Here is a 25,499-nt window from a genome sequence, read left to right as displayed (position 1 = left end):
CATGAAGCAGCGGGATACCCAGGTGAGTGGACTCGCCTTCGCGCTGGCTTCAGCTCTCACCTTCGGCACGGCCGGAGCCTTCGGCCGCGGACTTCTCGACGCGGGGTGGAGCCCGGGCGCCGTGGTGCTGGGCCGAGTCTGGATCGCCTCGGTGGCGCTCTTGCCGCTCGGGCTCTACGCGATCAACGGCCGGCTCGGGCTGTTGCGTGCCGAGTGGAAGATCATCGCGCTCTACGGCGCGGCGCCGATCGCGGCGACGCAACTGTTCTACTTCAACGCGATCGCGCATATGGAGGTCGGGCTCGCGCTGCTGATCGAATACACCGCACCAGTGGGTGTGATCGCGTGGCTGTGGCTGCGCCATGGCGTACGCCCGACTCGACGCACGGCGTTCGGCACGCTGTGGTGTGCGGCAGGGCTGCTGTTGATGCTCGACGTCCTCAACGTCGGCTCGGTGAGTTGGGTGGGAGTCGGCTGGGCGTTCTTGGCGATGCTCGGCGCGACGTCGTACTTCGTGCTGTCGGCGCGTACCGACACCCAACTCCCGCCGATGGCGTTGGGGGCGTTCGGGTTGCTCGCCGGTGCCGTGACCTTGAGCCTTGCCTCCCTGGCGGGGCTCGTGCGCCTCGACTTCGCGCGTACGCCGGTCACCTACGAACTCGGCACCGTGGCGTGGTGGTGGCCGCTGCTCGGCCTGGGTGTGGTCTCGGCGGCGATGGCCTACACGACCGGGATCGCGGCCGGGCGCCGTCTGGGGTCTCGACTCGCGTCGTTCCTGGCGTTGTTGGAGGTCGTCTTCTCCGTGCTCTTCGCCTGGATCCTGGTCGCGGAGATGCCCAGCGCCCTGCAACTGTTCGGCGGTGCGCTGATCCTGCTCGGCATCGTGATCGTCAAACTGGGGGAGCCGGCGCCCCGTGCCGAGCCCACGCTCAGCGAGCGTCCTGCCGTCGTATGAACACCTCGCGGGTCAGCAGCAGGATCGCTGCCGCCGTCGGGATCGCGAGCAGCGCGCCCACCACACCCAACAGCCCCGCACCGATCAGCGCCGCGATCACCGTGACCGAGCCGGGGATCTCCACCGAGCGACTCATCACCCGGGGATAGATCACATAGTTCTCGATCTGCTGATAGAGGAAGTAGAAGATCACGCAGGCGATCCCCATCTTGACGTCGGTCGCGAACGCGATCGCGCTCACCAGCACCGCGCCGATCGTCGCGCCAATCATCGGGATCACATCAAGCAGCGCGACCACGAAGGCCAGCGCCACGGCGTACTCACCCAAACCGATCAGGAACAAGAAGACCAGCGAGGTGATACCCGCGCACAGCGCCACCATGAAGGCGCCGGAGACATAGCCGCCCACGCTCTGCACGATGCGATCGCCGAGCTTGGTCACCCGATCGCGCCGCGAGGCGGGGGCCAGGCCGTAGAGCGCGTTCTTCGTCGCGTCGAGGCCCGCCAGGAAATAGAGGGTCAAGACGACGACCAGGAAGGCGTTGAGCAGGGTGGACACGACCTTGAGGCCGAAGCCGAGCACCCCGCCGAACAGGCCGGAGAGGAAGTCGCCGTCCTCGATATAACTGCGGATCTTGTCGATGATGTCGAACTTGTCGTCCAGCCGCTCGATCATGCGGTTGGTCTGCAGTTCGTCCAGCCAGCCCGGCGCCTGTTTGGTGATCGCGGCGACCTGGTCGCTGATCACGGGCACGAGCGTGACCACGAAGCCGGTCAGCAGCACCAGCACGATGCTGATCACCGCGAGGACCGACCACGACCTCTTGAGTCCGCGACGCTCGAACCACTGCACCGCTGGATTGAGTCCGGCAGCGAGGAAGAGCGCGACCACGATCAGGATCAGATAGGAGCCGACCTTGAGCACCTGGGTGCCCAAGAAGTACGCCAGCAGCAACCCCAGCCCGCCGAGGAAGCCCATCAAGAAGGGCGAGCGCCGCTCGAACGGCGGGCCGGGCTCGCCCAGATCGGGTGCCGCCCGCTTGGCGCTCTCGGCGGCGACCTTGGCGTCGAGAGCGGCGCTTTCGGCGGACTCGGCCGCCTGTTCGGCCATGCTCGCGTGCTCCGCCGTACGGCGCCTCGGCAACCTCACTCCCCGTCCTGTGTCGGCTCGCTCGTGCGTGCCTGGTCCGGGAATCCGCCGATCACGTCGCGCAACGAGCCGAGCTGGGCAGCGATCTCGTCGCGACGGCCCGTCAGGCGGCTGACCTCGTCGGACAGGCTGGCCACCTGGCGCTGGTGCTCTGCATGGCCTTCGCTGGTGATCGACTCGGCCTGGGACCGGGCCGACTCGAGGAGTTGCTCGGCCTCGCGGCGGGCGCGGCTCACGATCGCCTCGGCCTCGACCTGGGACTGCTCGCGGTGACGGGTGGCCTGCTGAGTCGCGACTCGGGCACGGTCCTCGGCTGCCGCGGCGCGTGACTCGGCCTCGTCGACCAGCCGCTGGGTCTCTGCGGATGCTGCCGCGTGGTGGTCCGCGGCCTCCTTGGCCAGACGCTCACGCTCCACGGCCAGCACCCGGCGGGCCTCCTGGGTCTCGCGATCGGCTGCGGCCAGGATCTTCTCGGCCTCACGCTTGGCGTTGGTGATCGCCTCGTTGTTGGTCTGCTGCGCGGCCATCCGGAGCTGATCGGATTCGCGCTTGGCCGCCGCGATCGTGTCGGCTGCCTCGCCTGCGGCCAGCGTACGCTCCTGCTCGACATCGGCCTTCAGGCGCGCTCGGGCCTCCTCGATCTCTCGGGTCTGGACCAGGCGGAGGTCCTCGACCTCCTTCTGGCCCGCACTGCGCGTCGCCTGGGCGTCACGTTGCGCGGCCGAACGCAGTTCGTCGGCGTCTCGCTGCGCGGTCCCACGCACCTTGGCCGCCGCTTCCTCGGCCATCCGCAGCATGCCGGCCGCGTGGTCGCCCAGCCCGGCGTACGACGGCGCCTCGCGCTCGGCCAGGTCGGCCTCCATCGCGTGCAGTTGTTTGCTCAGTCCGGCGTTGGCCTCACGCAACTCGGTGAGCTCGGCGAGGAACCCCTCGCGTTCGGATCGCAGGCCGTCGACCTGCTTGTCCACCTCGATCGGGTCGTAGCCACCCTTGCGCACGACCGGGAACAACCCCTTGCCCTGGGGCGGCTTGCTGCCCCACCCGCCGCTCCACACCGGCTGTGGCGACACGGGAGCGGGAGGTACGCCGGGAGGGTTCGGCGCAGCCTTGGGCGCGACGACCGGGACCTGCTTGGTGGGTTCGGTGTCGCGAGACTGGGGCGTCGCCGACGGACTCGCCTCGGACTTCTTCGGTGAGTTGTTGTCGTCCTCGTCGAAGATGGACAGTCCTACGTCGCCGCTCATGCGTGCCTCCCCATGGCTGGATTCGAGTGCTCGACCTCAAGCATCCCAAACCGGGCCAGCGGTTGCGTGGTCAGACGCGCTGGTGGACTGGCGCTTCGGCCGGACCCGCGCTGCGCGCTCTCCGACCTCAGACGCGGTTTGGGATTGGCGCTTCGGCCGGACCCGCGCTGCGCGCTCTCCGACCTCAGACGCCCCGGAACCGGTTGATCGACTCCAAGTGCTTGTCGCGCATCTCGTGGTCGCGGACGCCCAGGCCCTCCTCAGGGGCCAGGCAGAGCACGCCGACCTTGCCCTGGTGGGCGTTGCTGGTGCACGTCGAGCGCGGCCTGGCCGACCTCGGTCGAGCGGGTAGGTCTGCGACAGGGTCGGGTGGATCATGCCCTTGGAGATCAGGCGGTTGGCCTCCCACGACTCGCGGTAGTTGGCGAAGTGCGAGGAGATGATCCGCTTGAGGTTCATCCACAGGTAGCGGTTGTCGTACTCGTGCATGTAGCCGCGTCGTCGACGCGCAGGTGGTGATCGTGCCGCCCTTGCGGGTCACGAACACCGACGCACCGAAGGTCTCGCGACCCGGGTGCTCGAAGACGATGTCGATGTCCTCGCCGCCGGTGAGCTCGCGGATCCTGGCGCCGAGACGCTTCCATTCGCGCGGGTCCTGCTTGGTGCCTTCGTCGTTCCAGAAGCTGGTAGTTCTCCTCGGAGCGGTTGATGATCAGCTCAGCGCCCATCGAGCGGCAGATCGTCGGCCTTCTCCTCGTTGGACACCACGCAGATCGGGCTGCGCGCCACCGTTGAGTGCGTACTGCGTGGCGAAGCCGCCCAGGCCGCCGCTGGCGCCCCAGATCAGCACGTTGTCGCCCTGCTTCATGTTGCCGCCGTTGGCAGAGACGAGCTGGCGGTACGCCGTGGAGTTGACCAGGCCGGGGGAGGCGGCCTCCTCCCAGGTCAGGTGCGCGGGCTTGGGCATCAACTGGTTGGACTTCACCAGCGCGATCTCGGCCAGGCCACCGAAGTTGGTCTCGAAGCCCCAGATCCGCTGCTCGCGGGTCGAGCATCGTGTCGTTGTGGCCGTCGGGGCCTCCGAGCTCGACCGAGAGGCAGTGCGCCACGACCTCGTCGCCGGGCTTGCCAGGCGTTGCACGCCCGCGCCGGTGCTTGCAGCACGACGCCGGCCAGGTCCGAGCCGACCACGTGGTAGGGCAGGTCGTGCCGCTTGGCTCAGCGGCGAGAGCTGCGGCCGTACCGCTCCAGGAAGCCGAAGGTCGACACCGGCTCGAAGATCGAGGTCCACACGGTGTTGTAGTTGATCGCGCTGGCCATCACGGCCACCAGAGCCTCGCCCGGGCCGAGTTCGGGCAGCGGCGACGTCGTCGACGTGCAGTGACTTGCGCGGGTCCTTCTCCTGCGAGGCCACGCCTTCGAACATGCCGACCTCGTCCTTCTTGACGAAGGCCGCGCGGTAGTGGTCGGGGACCTCCAGGCTGGCGAAGTCTTCGCTGGTCGCGGTGCCCGACTGGATGGCTTCGAGGATGTGCTGCACGTGCTGCTCCTGGCTAGTGATGTACGTCGATGGTTCAGATCATGCTTGGGCGCGAGGCTACCGGCTAGTAACTGTGCCGCACCGCGTCTGTGGAGAAGGTCATATCGCGAGGGTCAACGCGCGTCATCGGCTCAGTGTCCGCTCGCCGCCGGTTCCACGAGTTCGACCAGCACGCCGCCCGCATCCTTGGGGTGGATGAAGTTGACCGCGACTGTCGGAGGTCCCACGCTTCGGAGCGTCGTAGAGCAGTCGTACGCCCCGCGCGCGCAGGATCGCCGCGACCTGCTCGACGTCGGTCACCCGGAACGCCAACTGCTGGATGCCCGGGGCCGGAACGGTCCAGGAACTTCGCGATCGTGGACTCCGGCGACAGGGGCGCGAGCAGCTGGATGCAGCGAGCCGGAGTCGCCGACACCGACCATCGCCTCGCGTACGCCCTGCTCCTCGTTGACCTCCTCGTGCAGCACCGTCATGCCGATAGGTGTCGCGGTAGAAGGCCATCGCCACGTCCAGGTCGGGAACCGCGATCCCAACGTGGTCGATATGCGGTGAACAAGTGCTCGGGGATGTCCAGTGGAGTCGTCATAGGAACCATGGTCGTACGCCGTCGCGCGAGGAGGCCACCTGCGGTCGTGTGACTTATTCCTCGCAGACGATCTCGCAACGAGCCTCCCGGGCGCGCAGAGCGGTGGGTAGTCGTCGCGACAACGTCTGAATTCGTACGAACTCTTGGAGGACTCATGTCCGGATCCGTCATCGTCGCCGGTGCTCGCACCCCGATCGGCCGCCTGCTCGGCGGTTTGAAGGACCAGTCGGCCGCCGACCTCGGTGGCGTCGCCATCAAGGGCGCCCTGGAGAAGGCCGGCATCACCGGTGACCAGGTCGACTACGTGATCATGGGCCAGGTCATCCAGGCCGGCGCCGGCCAGATCGCCGCCCGCCAGGCTGCGGTCAAGGGTGGCGTGCCGATGAACGTCCCGGCGATCACCATCAACAAGGTCTGCCTCTCCGGGCATCAACGCGATCGCGATGGCCGATCAGCTGATCCGCGCCGGTGAGCACGAAGTGGTGGTGGCCGGTGGCATGGAGTCCATGACCCAGGCGCCGCACCTGCTGCCCAAGTCGCGCGAAGGCTTCAAGTACGGCGACACGGCTCTGGTGGACTCGATGGCCTACGACGCGCTCTACGACCAGTTCACCAAGCAGGCCATGATCAACCTCACCGACGGGCACAACGCCTCGGGTGCTGCGTTGACGCGCCAGGAGCAGGACGAGTTCTCGGCCCAATCGCACCAGCGCGCCGCGTTGGCCTGGAAGAACGGTGTGTTCGACGACGAGGTCGTCCCGGTCGTGATCTCGACCCGCAAGGGAGACATCGAGGTGACCCAGGACGAGGGCGTGCGCGGCGACACCACCGCCGAGACGCTCGCCGGGCTGCGCCCGGTCTCCAAGGAAGGCACCATCACGGCCGGCTCCGCCTCGCAGATCTCCGACGGCGCGTGCGCGGTCGTGGTGATGAGCAAGGCCAAGGCCGAAGAACTCGGTCTGGAGTGGCTCGCCGAGATCGGAGCGTCCGGCCAGGTCGCAGGCCCTGACTCGACGCTGCAGATGCAGCCCGCCAACGCGATCAAGGCCGCGGCCGACAAGGAAGGCATCGCGGTCAGCGACATCGACCTCTTCGAACTCAACGAGGCCTTCGCTGCCGTAGGCATCGAGTCGGCTCGGGCCCTCGGCGTCGGCGACGACGTCGTCAACGTCAACGGTGGCGCGATCGCACTGGGCCACCCGGTCGGGATGTCGGGTGCGCGGATCGTGCTGCACCTGGCCCACGAACTCAAGCGCCGAGGCGGTGGCACCGGTGCTGCGGCCCTGTGTGGTGGCGGTGGCCAAGGCGACGCGCTGATCATCCGCGTGCCGTCTGCCTGAGGGTTGACCGCTTCGTGACTGCTTCTGGATCCGGGGATCGGCGCCGCACCGCGGCGTCGGTCCCCGATCTTGTTGCACGACTGCGCACCGGCGACCCTCGTTCGGTCGCACGGGCGATCTCGCTCGTGGAGGACGAGTCCCCGCTGCTGCGAGAGTTGATGGCTGCACTCGCACCGCTGGCTGGGCGAGCCCACGTCGTGGGCCTGACCGGGCCGCCGGGTGTGGGCAAGTCCACCTCGACCAACGCGCTGGTCGGCCAACTGCGTGCCCGCGGTCACACCGTCGGTGTGCTCGCCGTCGACCCGTCGTCACCTTTCACGGGCGGCGCACTGCTGGGTGATCGCATCCGGATGGCCGACCACGCCCTCGATCGGGGTGTGTTCATCCGCTCGATGGCCTCGCGCGGACACCTCGGGGGACTCGCGTGGTCGACGCCGCAGGCGATCCGGGTGCTCGATGCGGCGGGCTGCGACGTGATCCTCGTCGAGACCGTGGGCGTGGGTCAGAGCGAGGTCGAGATCGCCGGCCAGGCCGACACCACCGTCATCTTGTTGGCGCCGGGTGGCGGGGACGGCATCCAGGCGGCCAAGGCCGGAATCTTGGAGATCGGTGACGTCTACGTCGTCAACAAGGCCGACCGTGACGGCGCGACTCAGGTACGCCGCGACCTGCGCCGCATGCTGGGGATGGGCGCGGCTCGCGACGACTGGCAGCCACCGATCCTCGCGACCGTGGCCTCGCAGGGGCAGGGTATTGACGCGGTCGCGGATGCGCTCGCGACGCACCTGAGGTGGCTCGAGGAGACAGGGGAGCGCAGCAGGCGACGCGCGGTGCGCGCTGCCCAGGAGATCGAGGCGATTGCGATCGCCAGACTCAGAGCTGCCTGGTCGCCGGCGGGCGCAGGGGTGGCAGCCGACCTCGCCACCGAGGTCGCCGACGGGGTGCTCGACCCCTACGCGGCCGCCGACCGACTGCTGGACGCGCGCAGCTGATGCGGGCACACGATCTGGCCGCTCACACCCCAAGCTGGTCGTCAACCGGCAAATGCCGAACGGCGGCGACGCACGAAATGGGGGATCGTGCGGCGCCGCCGTGAGTGGCAGTTGCTGCCTCTCGCTGCACTGCTGCTCATGATCTCGGCTGGGACCCTAGGGGGGTGGAGTGGGGGGATTTCGGGTCCAGCCGACCGACGCTGGGGGTGCCGGCATGACATGCAGTGCGCCCGCCCGGCGACCCGGACTGGCTGTTGAACCCTAAACAACAGTTGGCAACTATTCCAAAACCCTCCACTGTCAGAATCCAGAGAACGGCAACTATTGCCAGTGAGTTGCGGGATAATCTGGCGGAAACTTTCCGCCCCACGGACTCGCGTCTGCTCGACGCGTGTGCATTGAAGTCGGCTTCGGTGACGAATCGCCCCCGATGCGGCACCAGCGCCGTTCAGGTGATCGAATATCCACATGACCGCGCTCGCTTCCGTGCTCGACTCGCTGCCTGACAACCCCCGGATAGTGATCTCCGGCAACCATGCGACCCCGTCGGCCGTACTCGCCCAGATCGACCAGCGACTCGCGTCCTATCGCCTCTGGGCACTCAACGGTCAGCACGGCCTGCCGGACCGCGAGGGCGTCACCCTCGAGACCTCCTTCGTCGGCCCCGGCCAGCGCCGCAGTTCCCGCCTGGCGTACGTGCCCTGCCGACTCAGCCTGGTGCCCGAGCTCTTCCACGGCCCGCAGGTGCCGGATCTGGTGGTCGTCCACACCACCAAACCGCGCAACGGCCGGGTATCGCTCGGAGTCGAGGTCAACGTGTTGCCGGCGGCGATCGAGGCGTGCCGACGCAACGGCGGCAAGGTGGTCGCCCAGGTCAACGAGCACATGCCGTGGACCTTCGGTGACGCCGAGATCAAGGTCGACAAGTTCGATCTGCTGGTCGAGGCCAGCGCCCCGCTGCCGACCGCTCCGGCGGGCGCGATCGACGAGTCCTCCGCGGCCATCGGTGCGCTGGTGGCCTCCCGGGTCAAGGATGGCTCAACCCTCCAGGCCGGCATCGGTGCCGTCCCGGACGCGACCCTGCACGGGTTGACACGACGCCGCGGGCTGCGGATCTGGACCGAGATGTTCAGCGACAGTGTCTTGGCGCTGGAGGAGGCCGGTGCTCTCGACCTGGCGGTGCCGATCTGCTCCTCCTTCCTGTTCGGGTCCCCGGAGTTGCTCGACTGGGTCGACGGCAACGAGCGCATCAAGATGGTCCGCACGGAGCGTACGAACGACCCTGCGCGGATCGCGCGCAACCCGCAGATGGTCTCCGTCAACACCGCGCTCCAGGTCGACCTGTTCGGTCAGGCCAACGCGTCGCGAATCAAGGCAAGGATCCACTCGGGCTTCGGTGGCCAGACCGACTTCATCGTGGGTGCGCTGCACTCCCAGGGTGGGCAGGCCGTGATCGCGTTGAAGTCGTGGCACCCCAAGGCCGACTGCTCCACGATCGTGCCGCTGGTCGACGAGCCGGTGACGTCGTTCCAGATGAGTGCCGTGGTCACCGAGCAGGGCACGGCAGAGGTTTTCGGACGTGACCAGAAGGCGCAAGCGCGCGAACTGATCGACCAGGCAGCGCACCCGTCCGTACGCGACGAGTTGTGGGAAGAGGCCGCCGCACTCGGACTCGCGTGAGTCGATCCCTAGGATTGCGCCTATGACGCAGGTTCCCTTCAGCCGTCCCGGTGCCGTCGACCTGTCCGCGCTCAAGCGGACCCCGCCTCCTTCCGGCGCGAGTGGTGCGCCAGCGCCCAGTCGCGCGGCAGGCGGTGCGTACGACATCGAGGTGACCGAGCAGAACTTCCAGTCGGTCCTCGAGTCGTCGATGACCGCACCGGTGCTGCTGGTCTTCTATTCGCCTTCTCGCGCGCCCGAGACCGCCGACTATGCGGGCGAGGTCGCGGCTGTCGTGGGCGAGTACGACGGCCGCTTCCTGGCCGCGCTGGCCGACATCGACGCCCAGCCGGCCATCGCGCAGGCGATGCAGATCCAGCAGGTGCCCCTGCTGCTGGTGATCTTGGAGGGCCGCCCGGCGACCCAGCCGATCCCGGGTGTGCTGCCTGCCGAGGATCTGCGGATGTTGCTGCAGCAACTGGGACAGCAGTTGACCGCGTCCGGCATCACCGGACGTCATCAGCCTCGGGCCGACGCCGTGCCCGTGGACGAGGACGCGGAGCCTGCGCCCGACCCGCGTTACGCGGCAGCCCAGGATGCGCTGGAGCGCAACGACATCGACGCCGCTGTGGTGGAGTACCAAAAACTCGTCGACGCCAATCCCGCCGACCAGGAAGCAGTCGCGGGCCTGGCGATGGCCAAGGTGCTGCAGCGGGCGATGAATGCCGATCTCAATCAGGCCCGCGCCGCCGCGGCTGCCGCGCCCGATGACGTGGCCGCGCAGACTCTGGTCGCCGACCTCGACCTGCTCGGAGGTCACGTGGAGGATGCGTTCTTGCGACTGATCGACCTGGTGCGGCGTACGTCCGGTGACGAACGCACGGCCGCTCGCGATCACCTGCTCGGCCTCTTCGCCGCGGTCGGCAGCGACGACGCCCGGGTGCTGAAGGGGCGTCAGTCGTTGGCGTCCGCGTTGTTCTGAGGTTGGTTTCGAGGTGGTTTCGAGACGCGGCCTGCGGCCGCTCCTCAACCAGCGGTGAGGGCTCTCCTCAACCAGTGGTGAGGGCTCTCCTCAACCAGCGGTGAGGGCGGCGCGGCCTGCCTCCAGACGGGCCACGGGGACCCGGAAGGGCGAGCACGAGACGTAGTCCAGCCCGACCTCGTCGAAGAAGTGGATCGAGGTCGGGTCTCCGCCGTGCTCGCCGCAGACACCCAGGTGGATGTCGGGGCGAGCACCTCGTCCGAGTTCGACAGCACGCTTGACCAGGGAGCCGACCCCCTCGACGTCGATGCTCTCGAACGGTGAGACCGCGAAGATGCCGTGCTCGAGATAGGTCGAGAAGAACGACGCCTCCACGTCGTCTCGGGAGAAACCCCACGTCATCTGGGTCAGGTCGTTGGTGCCGAAGGAGAAGAACTCTGCCGACGGCGCGATCTGATCGGCCGTCACAGCCGCGCGCGGGAGTTCGATCATGGTGCCGATGTGCACGGGTAGTTCCGCGCCGAAGCTGGCCTGCACGTCCTCGGCGATCCGCAGGATCTCGGAGCGTACGACCTCCAACTCGCGGTGCGTGCCCACCAGCGGCACCATGATCTCGGGCCGGGGGTCACCGCCGGCCTTGATCCGGGCCGCCGCGGCCTCCAGGATCGCGCGGGCCTGCATCGTGAACAGGTGCGGGATCGTGATCCCCAGCCGGACGCCGCGCATGCCGAGCATGGGGTTGGCCTCGTGCAGGCGTCGGACCGCATCCAGCAGTCTGCGCTGGTGCTTCTTGCGCTGGCCGTGCATCTCCGCGACCGCCATCGTCACCGACAATTCGGTGAAGTCGGGCAGGAACTCGTGCAGCGGTGGGTCGATGAGCCGGATCGTGACGGGCAGACCGTCCATCGCCTCCAGGATCTCCATGAAGTCCTGGCGCTGCAGCGGCAGCAACTCTTCGAGCGCGGCGTCCTGCTCCTCGGGAGTTTCGGCGATGATCAGGTTCTCCACGAGTTGGCGACGCTCGCCCAGGAACATGTGCTCGGTGCGGCAAAGGCCGACACCTTGAGCTCCGAAGCGGCGCGCGCGGCTGGAGTCCTCCGGACTGTCGGCGTTGGCGCGGATCTTGAGCCGACGCTTGGAGTCCGCGTGATCCATCAATCGCGCCACGGCCTCCACCAGCGGGTCGTCGACGTCCTCGCCCTCGAAGTAGCGCACTACGTGGGAGTCCACGACAGGCACCGCACCGAGGAACACCTCGCCGGTCGATCCGTCGATCGAGATGACGTCGCCTTCGCGGACGGTCAAACCGTCGCGCACGACGAAGTGGCCGCTCTTGGCGTTCACGTCCAACGACTCGGCCCCGCATACGCACGTACGCCCCATGCCGCGGGCGACGACCGCCGCGTGCGAGGTCTTGCCCCCGCGCGAGGTGAGGATGCCGCGCGCAGCCATCATGCCCGCCAGGTCGTCGGGCGTGGTCTCCTTGCGCACCAATATCACGTCCTCGCCGCGCTCGGCCCACTCGACGGCTGTCGCCCAGTCGAAGACGGCCTTGCCGACAGCGGCACCGGGGGAGGCGTTCATGCCCTTCGCGATGAGCTTGCGTTGGGCGTTGTCGTCGAAGCGCGGGAACATCAGGTTCGCCAACTGCGCTCCGGTCACTCGGGTAAGCGCCTCGTCGAGATCGATCAGGCCCTCGTCGGCCATGTGCACCGCGATCCGGAAGGCGGCTTCGGGCGTACGCTTGCCGACCCGCGTCTGCAACATCCACAACTTGCCGCGTTCGATGGTGTACTCGATGTCGCACATGTCCTTGTAGTGCTTCTCGAGTTTGTCCATGATCGCGATCAGCGAGTCGTACGACTTCTTGTCGATCTGCTCCAGGTCCGCCAGCGGCACCGTGTTGCGAATGCCTGCGACGACGTCCTCACCTTGGGCGTTTTGGAGGTAGTCGCCGTACACACCCTGGTCGCCGGACGCCGGGTCACGGGTGAAGCAGACGCCCGAGCCCGAGTCCTCGCCGGTGTTGCCGAAGACCATCGCCTGGACATTGACGGCCGTACCGAGGTCCTCGGGGATGCGTTCTTGGCGTCGGTAGAGCCGCGCGCGATCGGTGTTCCACGAATCGAATACGGCGCGGATCGCCAGGTCCATCTGCTCGCGGGGGTCCTGCGGGAAGTCGCGATCGACCTGGTGGCGATAGATGTAGCGGTAGCGATCCAACAGTTCGCGCAGCGCTGCGGGGTCCAGGTCGGTGTCCTCGGTGGTGCCACGGGCCTGCTTGATCTCGTCGAGGGCTTCCTCGAAGAGGTCGCCGTCGATGCCGAGCACGGTGCTGCCGAACATCTGCATCAGTCGGCGGTAGGAATCCAACGCGAACCGCTCACCGGACTGTTTCGCCAGGCCCTGGACCGACTCGTTGTTGAGGCCGATGTTGAGCACCGTCTCCATCATGCCGGGCATCGAGAACTTTGCCCCCGAGCGCACCGACACCAGCAGCGGGTCGTCCGCGTCGCCGAGTCTGCGCCCCATGTCCTGCTCAAGCCGGGCCAGGTGCTCGGTGACCTGCTCGGCGAGTCCGTCGGGTTCGTGGCCCTCGCGCAGGTACGCCCGGCAGGCCTCGGTGTCGATCGTGAAACCGGGCGGCACAGGCAGTCCCAGTCGGGTCATCTCGGCAAGATTGGCGCCTTTGCCGCCGAGCAGGTCCTTCTGATCCTTGTCACCATCGCGGAAGTCGTGAACGTAACCCTGAGTACCCATGATCTGATCTTGTCATTGTCGGCCCCCGGGCGGGAGGCGGGTCTAGGGGTCAGCGACCGGATTCGGTGAACACCGACCCGGGACTGGCCAGCGCGGCGCGAATCCGGCGCGCGGTGAAGTCCGTGCAGCGCTCGTCGATCTGTTCCAACGTGCAGAATTCGGCCGTACGGATCTCGCGCACCTGCGTGACCATGCCAGCCAGGATCGCCGGAGCATGGGTGCCGCCGTCGAAGACCAGACACAGCGCATCGTCCCAGCCTCCCCACGGGGGCAGCCAGTCGGTGATCAGCAGGTCGCCCGCGTCGATCGTGAGCCCGAGTTCCTCGGTGACCTCCCGGGCGACGGCCTCCTTGGGGTTCTCGCCGACCTCGACGACACCGCCCGGCAGATCCCAGTCGCGTTTGTACGTCAACTGGCACAGCAGGACCCTCCCGTCGGGGTCCCTCACCAGCATCTGCCCGATGGCGCGCTTGCGCGGCAGCATCGCGTTGAGCAGGCTGCGAAAACTGCTGGGATCGCTCAAGGGCGGGTCGGTGGCCAGCCGGGAGAACACGACGTACTCCGTCGTCTCCTCGCGATCGCCGGTGCCAGGGACCACCCGTTGGGTGCCCTCGCGGCTCATCCCACCCCGGGTGGCGAGCCGGAGCGCATCGGTGTTGTCGGCGGCGACCCTGGCCTGCACCCGGCTGATACCGAAACCGCCATCGTCGGTGTCGGTGAGCGCCCAGTCGACCAGCGTGCGAAGGGCGCGCGTGGCATACCCGCGCTTGCGTACTGCCTCGTTGAGCCGCCACGACAACTCGACCGTGTGCGGGTCGAGCCGCTGGAGACCGAGTTCGCCGACGACGTCGTCCCCGACCTCGATCTCGAATCGGCCGGCGACACCGTCGTCGCTGACCGGGCGAAGGGTGACGGTCCCGTCAGTCAGAGTGGGGTGCTCGGATGCAGGCTCCGGTGGGCTCACGTCGCGATCATGGCATGCGGGGCGCAATCCGCGTGGCGGTCTCGGTGAGCCATCGTCGAGCGGTGCTCAGCCCCTCCTCACCCGTGATCTCCTGGAGCACGATGCGGACGGTGATCCCTTCGAGCAGCGTCTCGAGGTCGTCGAGCGCTTCTTCGTGCTCAGCAGTCTTGTCAGTCGCGCCGAGAGCGCCCGGCCGGGGCACTGGTTCGGGATCAGCCCAGCCTCGCTCGGCGACCTGCATCCGCTGACGGATGGTGCCCTCATGGTCGTACGGCGAACGCGGCACCTCGCTGCTCAGCGGTCTGGACAGGCTGAGTTGAAGGCCCACGAGTTCCATCGGGATCAGGTCGGGCGTGTCCGGCAGCGCGCCCGCAGCCACGACCACTGCCTGCTCGATGCGCTCCTGCAACGAAGACTCTGCCGGGTCGAACCGACCACCTCGCCCTCGACTGGCGAAGCGGCGACGGTTGCATACAGCTGTCGCTGCCAAGCCCCGCAGGTCAGCCTCGGGCGCGACGAGGCGACGGATCTTGATGTCTGAGATGCCAAGATATTTCGCGAACGCGCGCCTGCTGAACGCGCTGTTTCCGTGGTCGAGGACCCACTCGAGGGCGCCTTCGTGCAGGAACTCGAATCGCGAGGCGTAGTCGATCATCTTGGGCATGTCCACACGATGACCGGGTTTGCGCGGTGCGCGGCAGCCACCCGGGTTCTGCGCGCTATGCGCAATGCCCCTACGCCCGCTTGAACCACACGGTTGCCAGCGGCGGCACTGTGATCGTGGCCGAGGCAGGCTGGCCCTGCCACGGGTCTTCGGCAGCGATGACCGCACCCATGTTGCCGACACCCGACCCGGAGTAGGCCGCAGCGTCGGTGTTGAGCACTTCGCGCCACTCTCCGGCTGCGGGGAAGCCGAGGCGGAAGTCGCCATGCGGCATGGCCGAGAAGTTGGTGACGCAGACCAACTCGTCGCCCTCCCTAGCGTCGCCGTCCTCGGTGCGCCGCAGGAACGAGAACGTGTTGCGGCCCGCGTCATCGGCGTCGAGCCACTGGAAACCCTCGGGTTGATTGTCGGTGGCGAACAACGCGGGGGAGGAGACGTAGAGCGCGTTGAGGTCGCGTACGAGACTCTGCACGCCCTGGTGTTCCACGTGCTCCAACAACCACCAGTCGAGTTGGCGTGACTCGGCCCATTCGGACTCCTGGCCGAACTCCGAGCCCATGAACAGCAACTGCTTGCCCGGGTGCGCCCACATGAAGCCCAAGAACGCGCGCAGGTTGGCTAGCTGCTGCCAGCGGTCGCCGGGCATCTTGCGCAGCAAGGAGCCCTTGCCGTGCACCACCTCGTCGTGGCTGATCGGCAGCACGTAGTTCTCCGAGAAGGCGTAGACCAAGGAGAAGGTCATCTCGCCGTGGTGGTGGCCGCGGTGGACCGGCTCGCGCGCCAGATAGCGCAGCGTGTCGTTCATCCAGCCCATGTTCCACTTGAACCCGAAGCCCAGACCGTCGAAATCGGTAGGGCGAGTCACACCGGGCCATGAGGTCGATTCCTCGGCGATCGTGACCGCTCCGGGCACGCGGCGATAGACGGTCGCGTTCATCTCCTGCAGGAACTGCACCGCCTCGAGGTTCTCGCGCCCGCCGTGCTTGTTGGGCGTCCACTCGCCGGGTTCGCGGTCGTAGTCGAGATACAGCATCGAGGCGACGGCGTCGACGCGCAGGCCGTCGCAGTGGAACTCCTCCAACCAATAGATCGCATTGGCGTAGAGGAAGTTGCGCACCTCATGGCGCCCGAAGTTGAAGATGTGTGAACCCCAGCCCTTATGCCAGCCGCGCTGGGGGTTCGGGTCCTCGTACAACGGCGTTCCGTCGAACCGGGGCAGCGCCCATTCATCGGTCGCGAAGTGCCCGGGGACCCAGTCAAGGATCACCCCGATGCCGGCCTGGTGCATCCGGTCGACGAAGTAGCGGAAGCCGTCGGGATCACCCAAACGCGAGTCGGGGGCGTAATAGGACGTCACGTGGTATCCCCACGAGCCGCCGAACGGGTGCTGCATCACCGGCATCAATTCGACGTGGGTGAAACCCAGGTCGGTGACGTACGTGGTGAGTTCGTCGGCCAACTCGCCCCAGCCCAGGGGAGTGCCGTCCCAGTGGCGTCGCCACGACGCCAGGTGGACCTCGTAGACCGACATCGGCTCGGCCACCGCGGACTTCTCCGTGCGGGCCTGCATCCAGTCCGCGTCACCCCACTTGTAGCGGGACTCGTAGACCACGGAGGCGGTCAGCGGCGGCACCTCGGCGTACGACGCCATCGGATCGGCACGTTCTGTCCAGACGCTGTCCGCGCCGAGCACGGCGTACTTGTAGCAGGTGCCCGAGCCCACGTCGGGTACGAACAACTCCCACACGCCCGAGGAGCCGAGTTGGCGCATCGGATGCTGGCGGCCGTCCCAGTCGTTGAAGTCCGCCTTCACGCGTACGCCGCGGGCGCCGGGCGCCCACACCGCGAACGACGCGCCGACGACTGTCGTGAGGGGACCTTGGTAGTGATGCACGTGCGCCCCGAGCACCTCCCAGAGGTTCTCGTGCCGACCCTCGTTGATCAGGTGCAGGTCGGTTTCCCCCAGGGTCGGCAGGAACCGGTACGGGTCGTCCTGGACCAGGCGCAGGTCCTGGTCGTAGGTCACCTCGATGCGGTAGTCGGGGACCTCTGTCGCCTCGTCCCCGGTCGCGACCACCCCGGCCCAGATGCCGTCGTACTCGTGCTCCAGGGGGTAGCGCTCGTCGCCTACCTTGACCGTCACCGACTTGGCCAAGGGACGGAACGCCCGCACCGTGACAGCCCCCTCGTACACATGGCCGCCGAGCAGTGAATGCGGACTGCCGTGCTCGCCACGGATCAAGAGGTCGAGCTCGGCGGCGTCGGCCGGCTTGAGGGGAATGCGAGTGCCATCAGTCATGAAGGTTCTCCCTCCGGGGAGGTCAGTTCCGCGATCGCCGCGAGTGGGATCGAGATCCAGGTGGGGCGGTTGCGCGCCTCGTACACCACTTCATACACCGCCTTGTCCGCGATGTACGCCGCGAGGAGGCGCTGCTCGGCGTCGGTCTCGTGGGATCCGGCGCGATAGCCGGCCAAGAACGCCTCTTGATGCCGTGCCGACCACGCGGTAGCGGCCTGCAGATCGGCCGAGCCGTGCTGCATGGCATCGGCCTTGGGGGCGTAGTCGAACGAGCGCAACATGCCGGCGACGTCGCGCCAAGGGGAGTCGGGTTGAAGGCGTTCGGCGAGCGTCTTGGCGGGCTCGCCCTCGAAGTCGACGATCTTCCAGCCGGAGTCCGTACGCAGGGTCTGACCCAGGTGCAGATCGCCGTGGATCCGGGTGATCCGGTCCCCGGGGAGGTCGCGCACGGCGTCGTAGGTGCGGCGCAACGCTGGTACGTGGGGTGCGAGCGCCGGGGCGATCGACACCGCCGCGTCGAGTCGCGCGATCATCGAGCCGGACAGCGTGGCCAGGTCGGACGGGGTGCGGTCACGGGTGGGGAACGCCGTGGCAAGCGCGGCATGGACGTCGCGTACGGCCCGACCGAGCGCGGCTGCCTCGTCGGTGAGGTCGGCCCCGGTGCGGACGCGTTCCAGCGCCAGGTCCCAGCCATCGGTCGCTCCCGTGAGGAACTCCTGGAGCATGCCGAGCACCAGGTCGCCCGATCCGTACCAGCCGTAGAGCGCTGCCACGCTGGGCGAACCGGCGACCGTCAGAGCCTCGTGAATGCTGACATCGGGGTTCTCACCAGGCGTCACCTTGCGGAAGAACTTGAGCACGGCCTGATCGCCGAACATCACGCTGCTGTTGGACTGCTCACCGGCGAAGACCCGCGGCGCCCCGAACCCGCTGACAGCAGCGCCGGGCAAGGCATGAAACGCCAACCCCCCGGTGGTGGAGGAGCCCGCGTCAGCGTCACCGGTGGTTGAGGAGCCCGCGTCAGCGTCACCGGTGGTGGAGGAGCCCGCGTCAGCGGGCGTCTCGAAACCACCCAACAGCGCCCCCATCGCGCTCGCGTCGTGCACCGCGTCATACACCCACGCCTCGCCAGAGCGCCCGATCAGCGCCCGCGCCAGCTGCGGTTGCTCCGAGGGATGGACGACGAGCGGGAGTTGGTAGCACTCCTCGCCGCCCGCCGCGTCGTCGTACGAAACCGTCACGAGGTCAACCGAGACGGTCGGCGAGACGGAGCCCAGTGGGCGCGACTCCACGAGCCGGAATGGGCGCCCCTTCCCGCCGAACCAGCGGGCCTCCCCGAGGTAGCGGGCGATGTCGGCCAGGTCAGGCCCCGTCATCGGTTCCGCACCGCGAGGATGTGCGCGGGCTCGACATGCGGGTCGAGGCGTACGTAGTTGCGCTCGCCCCACGTCCACTGGTCGCCGGTGATCTCGTCGTGGACGACGAACGAGTCGTCCCACTCCAAGCCGAGCGCCGGCATATCGAGATGGACGGTCGTCTCCCGGGTGCCGTGCGGGTCGAGGTTGATCACCACGATGACGGTGTCGGGCGCGCCGCCGGTTGTTGAGGAGCCCGCGCCGCCGGTGGTTGAGGAGCCCGCGCTAGCGGGCGTCTCGAAACCACTTGCCGATTTCGAGAACGCCAGGATGTGGTCGTCGTCGGTGCGGTGAATGGTGATGTTGCGCAGTTGCTGGAGTGCTGGATGTGCGCGGCGGATCTCGTTGAGTCTGGTCAGGTACGGCGCCAGGGTGCGGCCCTCGGCGGTCGCCTTCTCCCAGTCGCGGATCCGGATCTGGAACTTCTCCGAATCGAGGTACTCCTCCGACCCCGGCTTGATCGCCACGTGTTCGAACAACTCATAACCGGCATACACGCCCCACGAGGGTGAACTCATCGAGGCCAGCGCGGCTCGGATCTTGAACGCGGCGGGCCCGCCGTACTGCAGGAACTCGTGCAGGATGTCGGGGGTGTTGACGAAGAAGTTCGGCCGCATCAGGTGGTCGGTCTCGCTGGCCAACTCGCGCAGGTAGTCCTCGATCTCACCCTTCTCGGTGCGCCAGGTGAAATAGGTGTACGACTGGTGGTAGCCCACCGAGCCGAGCGCGCGCATCATCGCCGGTCGGGTGAACGCTTCGGCCAGGAAGATCACGTCGGGATCCGTACGCCGGATCTCGCCGAGCAGCCGCTCCCAGAACTCCACGGTCTTGGTGTGGGGGTTGTCGACGCGGAACACCTTGATGCCGTGACTGATCCACAACTTCACGATCCGCAGCACCTCGGCGTAGATGCCCTCGGGGTCGTTGTCGAAGTTGATCGGGTAGATGTCTTGGTACTTCTTCGGGGGGTTCTCGGCGTACGCGATGGTGCCGTCTGCGCGGGTGGTGAAGAACTCCGGGTGTTCCTTGGCCCAGGGGTGGTCCGGTGCGGCTTGCAGCGCCAGGTCGAGCGCGATCTCCAGGCCAAGCTCGTGCGCGCGAGCCACGAAGGCGTCGAAGTCCTTGAACGTGCCCAGGTCCGGGTGGATCGCGTCGTGCCCGCCGTGCCTGGAGCCGATCGCCCAGGGCGATCCGGTGTCGTCCGGTCCCGGCGTCAACGTGTTGTTGGGCCCCTTGCGGTTGACCTCGCCGATCGGGTGGATCGGCGGCAGATAGACGATGTCGAAGCCCATCGCCGCGACGGCGTCGAGCCGCTTGGCGGCGGTCTTGAAGTTGCCCGACGTGACTTTGCCGGTCGCCTCGTTCTTGGTGGCGCCCTCGGATCGCGGGAAGAACTCGTACCAGCTGCCGTAGAGCGCCCGTGTCCGGTCGGCGAAGAGGGGGTACGGACCGGCGGTGGTGACGAGTTCACGCAGCGGGTTGGCCGTCAGCGCCGCCACCAACTCAGGTGCCTGCAGGGCGGCCAGGCGCGCCTCGACCGGACGGCTGGAGTCCTTGGTGACCGCGATGGCGTCCTTGAGCAACCTGCCGACCTCGCCGGACTGGGTCGCACCGGACTTGCCTGTCTTCGGCAGTGACTTCAGCACCCGTTCGAAGAGCAGCCGACCCTCGGTGAACATCAGGTCGACGTCAACGCCGGCGGGGATCTTGATGCCCGCGTCGTGCTCCCACGTGCCCAGCGGGTCGGACCATGCCTGGATCTCGAACGACCATGCGCCCTCCAGGTCCGGGGTGATCCATGCGGTGTAGTGGTCGGGGATCTCGCCGTGCTTGACCATCGGAATCGGCGGTCGTCTGGTGCCGGACGGGTCGGTCAGCACGACCTCGGCGCGCAGGCGGTCGTGGCCCTCGCGAAAGATCGTGGCGGAGATCGGCTGGGGCTCGCCCAGTGTCGCTTTCGCGGCTCGTCGGGGGGAGTTGCTGCCGGCGTCGACGACCGGGTGGATGTTCATCACCGGGATCCGGCCGATGCTGGTGGTCGTTGTGGGTGCCTTGGATCTCCTGCTCACCGAAGCCATGGCCCCAGACTTGCGAACGCTGCTCGTGCACGCAAGCCGACGTGGAGTGGTCCAGACGGATTCGACCAGGGTTTGGATCGATCCAAGGATATTGGGCTACGGTGCTCTGGTGCGCGCTATTCGACGTTTCACCGTCCGTCCCGTCCTCCCTGAGGCCCTGGCCGGGCTGGGCACTCTCGCGGCCAACCTCCGCTGGTCGTGGCACCCGCCCACACAGGACCTGTTCGAGGCCGCCGATCCCGAGTTGTGGGAGGCAGTCACCCACGACCCGACGCGTCTGCTGGGCGGCCTGAGCCAGGCCCGACTCGACGCGCTCGCGGCCGACGAGAGTTTCACCGGTCGCGTCGTCGAGGCCGTCCGTGACCTGGAGCACTACCTGACCGGCGAACGCTGGTTCCAACGCCGCGGCGGCGTAGACGCCCCACGTTCGATCGCGTACTTCTCGCCGGAGTACGGCATCACCGCCGCGCTGCCGCAATACTCCGGGGGCCTTGGCATCCTGGCCGGCGACCACCTCAAGGCCTCCAGCGACCTCGGCATCCCGCTGATCGGGGTCGGGCTGCTCTACAAGCACGGCTACTTCAAGCAGTCGCTCAACCGCGACGGCTGGCAGCAGGAGTCCTACCCCGTGCTCGACCCCGACGAGCTGCCGCTGACCGTGCTGCGTGAGGAGGACGGCTCTCGCGCGCGCGTCACTATCGCCCTGCCCGGCGGTCCCGAACTCGTCGCCTACATCTGGATCGCGCAGGTCGGCCGGGTGTCGTTGCTGCTGCTCGACACCGACAACGAGGAGAACCCGCAGTACTACCGCGAGGTCACCGACCGTCTCTATGGCGGTACGACCGAGCACCGGCTGCGCCAGGAGATCCTGCTGGGCGTCGGCGGCGTCCGCGCGCTGCGCGTGTTCTGCCGCCTCACCGGTGCCCCCGCCCCCGAGGTCTTCCACACCAACGAGGGCCATGCCGGCTTCCTGGGCCTGGAGCGCATCCGTGAGCTCACCGTGGCCGAGGACGGCCCCAAGCTCGACTTCGACACCGCGCTCGAGGTCTCGCGCGCGGGCACCGTCTTCACCACGCACACGCCCGTCCCGGCCGGCATCGACCGATTCGGGCGCGACATCGTCGAGCAGTACTTCAACAACAACGGCGCCGTTCCCGGCGTGCCGCTGGATCGCATCCTCGCGCTGGGCGCTGAGGACTACGAAGGCGGCGACCCGGCTGTCTTCAACATGGCCGTGATGGGCTTTCGTCTCGCACAGCGCGCCAACGGCGTCTCCGAACTGCACGGACACGTCTCGCGCGGGATGTTCAACGGCCTGTGGCCTGCCTTCGACGAGGCCGAGGTGCCGATCGGTTCGATCACCAACGGTGTGCACGGCCCCACCTGGGTCGCCCGGGAGATCTTCGAGCTTGCGGCATCTCGCGGCGCGGACGTCGACTCCGACGACACCGACGCTCTCTGGCCGCTGGTCGACCAGATCTCCGGCGAGGAGATCTGGGCACTGAAGCGCAAGCTTCGCGAACGTTTGGTGGTGGACGCGCGCAAGCGCATCGGCAAGTCGTGGCAGAAGCGTGGAGCGGCTCCCGCCGAGCTGGCCTGGATCGACAAGGCGCTCGACCCCGACGTGTTGACGATCGGCTTCGCCCGTCGCGTGCCCACGTACAAGCGCCTTACCTTGATGCTGCGCGACCCCGAGCGGTTGAAGCGGCTGCTGACCGATCCCGAGCGCCCGATCCAGCTCGTGATCGCCGGCAAGGCACACCCGGCCGACGACACCGGCAAGCAGTTGATCCAACAGATGGTGCGCTTCGCCGACGACCCGGAGGTCCGCCACCGGATCGCGTTCCTTCCCAACTACGACATCGCGATGGCCCAGCCGCTCTACCCGGGCTGCGACGTGTGGCTCAACAACCCCTTGCGCCCGTACGAAGCCTGTGGCACCTCGGGCATGAAGGCGGCCCTCAACGGTGGACTCAACCTGTCCATCCTCGACGGCTGGTGGGATGAGTGGTTCGACGGCGAGAACGGCTGGGCGATCCCGTCCGCCGACGGCATCGACGACCCGGACCAGCGCGATGACATCGAGGCGCGCGCGCTCTACGACCTGATCGAGAACGAGGTCGCCCCGCGGTTCTACGCCGTCGACGAACACGGCGTCCCGACGCGTTGGCTGGAGATGGTCCGCCACACCCTGAAGTCGCTCGGCCCCAAGGTGCTCGCGACCCGCCAGGTGCGTGACTACGTGCGTGAGCTCTACGCTCCCGCCGCCAGCAACGCTCGGGCGCTCAACAACGACTTCGCCGGTGCCGAGGCGTTCGCCGCTTGGAAGAAGCGGGTGCGCGAGGAATGGCCGTCGGTCCGCGTCGAGCACGTCGAGTCCTCGGGTGTCAGCGACACCCCGGAGGTGGGGTCGGCGCTTTCCGTACGCGCGTTCGTCTCGCTCGGTGACCTCAACCCCGACGAGGTGGAGGTGCAACTCGTGCACGGTCGCCTCGACGCCGAGGACCAACTGCAGGAGTCGGACTTCGACGCGCTGTCGCTCGCCGAGTCGTACGAAGGTGGCCGCTATCGCTTCGACGGCAGCGTCGCGCTCGACGCGTCCGGGGCGTTCGGTTACACCGTGCGCGTGGTGCCCAAGAACGACCGCCTGGTCGCCGTGGCCGAACTCGGTCTGGTCGCCCTGCCCGCCTGAGGCCGGTCGAGCAAGCTCGAGGTCAGTTGTCGCGCAGCACCAGGATCGAGTGACCTTCGAGCTCCAAGGTGATGCCGGCGTGCACGGGATCGCCGACCGCGTGGTCGGGGGCCGTCGACAACACCACCTCGCCGTGATTGACCCAGTGGTTGACCGGCAGCGTCAGCGTCACGTCGTCGTCACCGCCGTTGAACCACAGCAGGAACGACGAGTCGTACTGCTGCTCGCCATGCCTGCCGGGGGAGCGCAACGGGTTGCCGGTGACGAACATGCCGACGACCTTGAGGTCGTCGTCGTGCCAGTCCCGCTCGGTCATCTCGCGTCCGTCCGGATGGATCCAGGCCAGGTCCTTGGGGCCGCCCTCGATCGTCGGAGTGCCCTTGAAGTGGTGCCGCTGACGTAGCGCCGGGTGTTCGCGCCGCAGCCGCAACGCCGACTTGGCGATGTCATAGACGTCCAACCAGGCATCGTCGGGTCGCCAGTCGACCCAGGAGACTTCGTTGTCCTGGCAGTAGGCGTTGTTGTTGCCGCGTTGCGTACGACCTCGCTCGTCACCCGCAGTGATCATCGGCGAGCCCGACGACAGCGCCAGCGTGGCCAGCATGTTGGCGGCCTGGCGACGCCGCAGCGCCGAGATCGTCTCGTCGTCCGTGTCGCCCTCGACCCCGTGGTTCCACGAGCGGTTGTTGTCCGTGCCGTCGCGGTTGTTCTCGCCGTTGGCCAGGTTGTGCTTGACGTTGTACGACACCAGATCGCGCATGGTGAAGCCGTCGTGCGCGGTCACGAAGTTCACCGACGCGTAGGGCGATCGCCCGTCGTCGGCGTAGAGGTCGGAGGAACCGGCCAGGCGCGAGGCCAGGTCGCGGATGGTCGACCGGCCGCGCCAGAAGTCGCGTACGACGTCGCGGTAGTGATCGTTCCACTCCACCCAAGGCGGCGGGAACGAGCCGACCTGATAGCCGTCCATCGACGCATCCCAGGGTTCGGCGATCAGCTTCACGTGCCGCAGCACCGGGTCCTGGCTGATGGTCGCGAGGAACGAACTGCGCATGTCGATGTCGTGTCCCGTACGCGCCAGCGCCGAGGTGAGGTCGAAACGGAAGCCGTCGACGTGCATCTCGTCGACCCAATAGCGCAGCGAGTCGGTGATCAACCGCAGCGCACCCGCATTGGCCGAGTCGACCGTATTGCCGCACCCGGTGACGTCCCAGTACGCGTCACCGATCGTGCGAGCTCGCTTGTAGTAGCCCAGGTCGTCGAGCCCGCGGAAGGAGTACGTCGGCCCGTCGATTCCGCCCTCGGCGGTGTGGTTGTAGACCACGTCGAGGATCACCTCGATGCCCGCCTCGTGGAAGTTCTTCACCATCTGTTTGAACTCCGCGATCTGTCCACCGCGATCGCCGGCCGCAGCGTACGCGCCGTGCGGTGCGAAGAAGCCGATGGTGTTGTACCCCCAATAGTTGGCCAGCCCGCGGTCAGCAACTGCCGGTTCGCTGACGAACTGATGCACGGGCAGCAACTCGACCGCGGTGACGCCGAGGTCCTGCAGGTAACGGGTGACGGTGTGTGAACCGAGTCCGGCGTACGTCCCGCGCAACTCCTCGGGGATCTCGTTGTGCAGTTCGGTGTAGCCCTTGACGTGCAGTTCGTAGATCACCGTGTCGCGCCACTTGGTGCGCAACCGGGTGTCTGCGTTCCAGTCGAAGTCGTCGTGGGTGACGACACAGCGCGGCATCGAGGGGGCGGAATCGAGGGTGCTGGCGCGACTCGGCTCGTCCACGTCGTAGGAGAAGGTCGCCGGACCCGGCGTCACCACGCCCGACACCGCGCGCGCGTAGGGGTCGAGGAGCAGTTTGTACGGGTTGAAGCGGCGCCCACGGTTGGGATCCCACGGGCCCTCGGCACGCAGCCCGTACAGCTGTCCGAGGGGGACCTGGGGGATCGCGCCGTGCCAGACGCCAAGGGTGCGCTCGGTGAGTTGGTGGCGGGTCTCGGTGCCCTCGTCGTCGAAGAAGCACACCCACATGCTGGTGGCCTCGGGTGCCCAGACCGCGAAGTTCGTCGCCTCCGGTGACCACGTCGCGCCCAGCGTCTGGTGGGCGCCGGGCCACACCGGGGCGACCTGCCCGTGCGTGTGCCAGTGCCAAGGGGTCAAGGTGTGAGGAGCCACGACCGGCAT

At 67.7% G+C, this 25,499-nt stretch carries 15 protein-coding genes and 2 pseudogenes; 6 read left to right on the top strand and 11 right to left on the bottom strand.

Annotated elements, in window-relative coordinates:
- Position 1 precedes the first annotated feature (1 nt).
- The gene (locus V9G04_10370; GenBank protein ID MEI2713671.1) at positions 2-955 is read left to right on the top strand and encodes a DMT family transporter; all 954 of its coding nucleotides are present in this window, start codon (positions 2-4) and stop codon (positions 953-955) included.
- On the opposite strand, the gene V9G04_10365 is transcribed toward V9G04_10370, so the two are convergent.
- From V9G04_10365 to mce, 4 genes and pseudogenes are all read right to left on the bottom strand, one after another.
- Positions 930-2,066, bottom strand: coding sequence for an AI-2E family transporter (locus tag V9G04_10365; protein MEI2713670.1), 1,137 nt, complete (start codon positions 2,064-2,066; stop codon positions 930-932). The genes V9G04_10370 and V9G04_10365 overlap by 26 nt on opposite strands.
- A 35-nt stretch (positions 2,067-2,101) precedes the next feature.
- Positions 2,102-3,349 carry a hypothetical protein gene (locus V9G04_10360; protein ID MEI2713669.1) on the bottom strand — a complete coding sequence of 416 codons (1,248 nt, stop codon included), beginning with the start codon at positions 3,347-3,349 and terminating at the stop codon, positions 2,102-2,104.
- Positions 3,350-4,061: 712 nt separating this feature from the next.
- Positions 4,062-4,889, bottom strand: a complete 828-nt coding sequence (locus V9G04_10355) for a hypothetical protein (GenBank protein ID MEI2713668.1) — start codon at positions 4,887-4,889, stop codon at positions 4,062-4,064.
- Positions 4,890-5,020: 131 nt separating this feature from the next.
- A pseudogene (gene mce / locus V9G04_10350) lies at positions 5,021-5,475 on the bottom strand (methylmalonyl-CoA epimerase).
- A gap of 154 nt (positions 5,476-5,629) precedes the next feature.
- Between mce and V9G04_10345 the strand changes: the two are divergent.
- The 4 genes and pseudogenes from V9G04_10345 (at position 5,630) to V9G04_10330 (ending at position 10,448) form a co-directional block, all read left to right on the top strand.
- Positions 5,630-6,815, top strand: a pseudogene (locus tag V9G04_10345) (acetyl-CoA C-acetyltransferase).
- Between the two features lie 14 nt (positions 6,816-6,829).
- Positions 6,830-7,807, top strand: coding sequence for a methylmalonyl Co-A mutase-associated GTPase MeaB (gene meaB, locus V9G04_10340; protein ID MEI2713667.1), 978 nt, complete (start codon positions 6,830-6,832; stop codon positions 7,805-7,807).
- Positions 7,808-8,275: 468 nt separating this feature from the next.
- The gene (locus V9G04_10335) at positions 8,276-9,487 is read left to right on the top strand and encodes an acetyl-CoA hydrolase/transferase C-terminal domain-containing protein (protein ID MEI2713666.1); all 1,212 of its coding nucleotides are present in this window, start codon (positions 8,276-8,278) and stop codon (positions 9,485-9,487) included.
- Positions 9,488-9,509: 22 nt separating this feature from the next.
- On the top strand, positions 9,510-10,448 hold the full coding sequence (locus V9G04_10330) for a tetratricopeptide repeat protein (protein MEI2713665.1): 939 nt from the start codon (positions 9,510-9,512) through the stop codon (positions 10,446-10,448).
- A 90-nt stretch (positions 10,449-10,538) separates the two neighbouring features.
- Here V9G04_10330 and ppdK read toward each other — a convergent pair whose 3' ends face one another.
- The 6 genes from ppdK to V9G04_10300 all read right to left on the bottom strand — a co-directional run bounded on the left by ppdK (position 10,539) and on the right by V9G04_10300 (position 20,628).
- Positions 10,539-13,208 carry a pyruvate, phosphate dikinase gene (ppdK, locus tag V9G04_10325; GenBank protein ID MEI2713664.1) on the bottom strand — a complete coding sequence of 890 codons (2,670 nt, stop codon included), beginning with the start codon at positions 13,206-13,208 and terminating at the stop codon, positions 10,539-10,541.
- A gap of 49 nt (positions 13,209-13,257) precedes the next feature.
- The gene (locus V9G04_10320; protein ID MEI2713663.1) at positions 13,258-14,172 is read right to left on the bottom strand and encodes a GNAT family N-acetyltransferase; all 915 of its coding nucleotides are present in this window, start codon (positions 14,170-14,172) and stop codon (positions 13,258-13,260) included.
- 7 nt (positions 14,173-14,179) lie between these two features.
- On the bottom strand, positions 14,180-14,836 hold the full coding sequence (locus V9G04_10315; GenBank protein ID MEI2713662.1) for a hypothetical protein: 657 nt from the start codon (positions 14,834-14,836) through the stop codon (positions 14,180-14,182).
- Between the two features lie 70 nt (positions 14,837-14,906).
- On the bottom strand, positions 14,907-17,135 hold the full coding sequence (gene glgB / locus V9G04_10310; protein ID MEI2713661.1) for a 1,4-alpha-glucan branching protein GlgB: 2,229 nt from the start codon (positions 17,133-17,135) through the stop codon (positions 14,907-14,909).
- Complete coding sequence (locus tag V9G04_10305) at positions 17,132-18,511, bottom strand: phosphotransferase (protein MEI2713660.1); 1,380 nt, start codon at positions 18,509-18,511, stop codon at positions 17,132-17,134. Before V9G04_10305 ends, glgB begins: the two co-directional genes overlap by 4 nt.
- On the bottom strand, positions 18,508-20,628 hold the full coding sequence (locus tag V9G04_10300; protein ID MEI2713659.1) for an alpha-1,4-glucan--maltose-1-phosphate maltosyltransferase: 2,121 nt from the start codon (positions 20,626-20,628) through the stop codon (positions 18,508-18,510). Before V9G04_10300 ends, V9G04_10305 begins: the two co-directional genes overlap by 4 nt.
- A 109-nt stretch (positions 20,629-20,737) precedes the next feature.
- On the opposite strand from V9G04_10300, the gene glgP reads away from it, so the two are divergent.
- Positions 20,738-23,320, top strand: coding sequence for an alpha-glucan family phosphorylase (glgP, locus tag V9G04_10295; GenBank protein ID MEI2713658.1), 2,583 nt, complete (start codon positions 20,738-20,740; stop codon positions 23,318-23,320).
- A 22-nt stretch (positions 23,321-23,342) separates the two neighbouring features.
- On the opposite strand, the gene glgX is transcribed toward glgP, so the two are convergent.
- Positions 23,343-25,490 (bottom strand): glycogen debranching protein GlgX, encoded by a 2,148-nt coding sequence (gene glgX / locus V9G04_10290; protein ID MEI2713657.1) that lies wholly within the window; start codon positions 25,488-25,490, stop codon positions 23,343-23,345.
- Between the last annotated feature and the right edge of the window lie 9 nt (positions 25,491-25,499).

This window comes from Nocardioides sp. (genome assembly GCA_037045645.1).
Taxonomy (GTDB): domain Bacteria; phylum Actinomycetota; class Actinomycetes; order Propionibacteriales; family Nocardioidaceae; genus Nocardioides.
The sequence above is the reverse complement of the archived record's forward strand: the minus strand, read 5'-3'. Positions and strand labels throughout refer to the sequence as shown.

What these genes read in the sequence shown, in the direction of transcription:
- V9G04_10370 (MEI2713671.1), top strand. Translation starts at nt 2, where the DNA reads ATGAAGCAGCGGGATACCCAGGTGAGTGGACTCGCCTTCGCGCTGGCT.
- V9G04_10365 (MEI2713670.1), bottom strand. Translation starts at nt 2,066, where the DNA reads ATGGCCGAACAGGCGGCCGAGTCCGCCGAAAGCGCCGCTCTCGACGCC.
- V9G04_10360 (MEI2713669.1), bottom strand. Translation starts at nt 3,349, where the DNA reads ATGAGCGGCGACGTAGGACTGTCCATCTTCGACGAGGACGACAACAAC.
- V9G04_10335 (MEI2713666.1), top strand. Translation starts at nt 8,276, where the DNA reads ATGACCGCGCTCGCTTCCGTGCTCGACTCGCTGCCTGACAACCCCCGG.
- V9G04_10330 (MEI2713665.1), top strand. Translation starts at nt 9,510, where the DNA reads ATGACGCAGGTTCCCTTCAGCCGTCCCGGTGCCGTCGACCTGTCCGCG.
- ppdK (MEI2713664.1), bottom strand. Translation starts at nt 13,208, where the DNA reads ATGGGTACTCAGGGTTACGTTCACGACTTCCGCGATGGTGACAAGGAT.
- V9G04_10315 (MEI2713662.1), bottom strand. Translation starts at nt 14,836, where the DNA reads ATGCCCAAGATGATCGACTACGCCTCGCGATTCGAGTTCCTGCACGAA.
- glgB (MEI2713661.1), bottom strand. Translation starts at nt 17,135, where the DNA reads ATGACTGATGGCACTCGCATTCCCCTCAAGCCGGCCGACGCCGCCGAG.
- V9G04_10305 (MEI2713660.1), bottom strand. Translation starts at nt 18,511, where the DNA reads ATGACGGGGCCTGACCTGGCCGACATCGCCCGCTACCTCGGGGAGGCC.
- V9G04_10300 (MEI2713659.1), bottom strand. Translation starts at nt 20,628, where the DNA reads ATGGCTTCGGTGAGCAGGAGATCCAAGGCACCCACAACGACCACCAGC.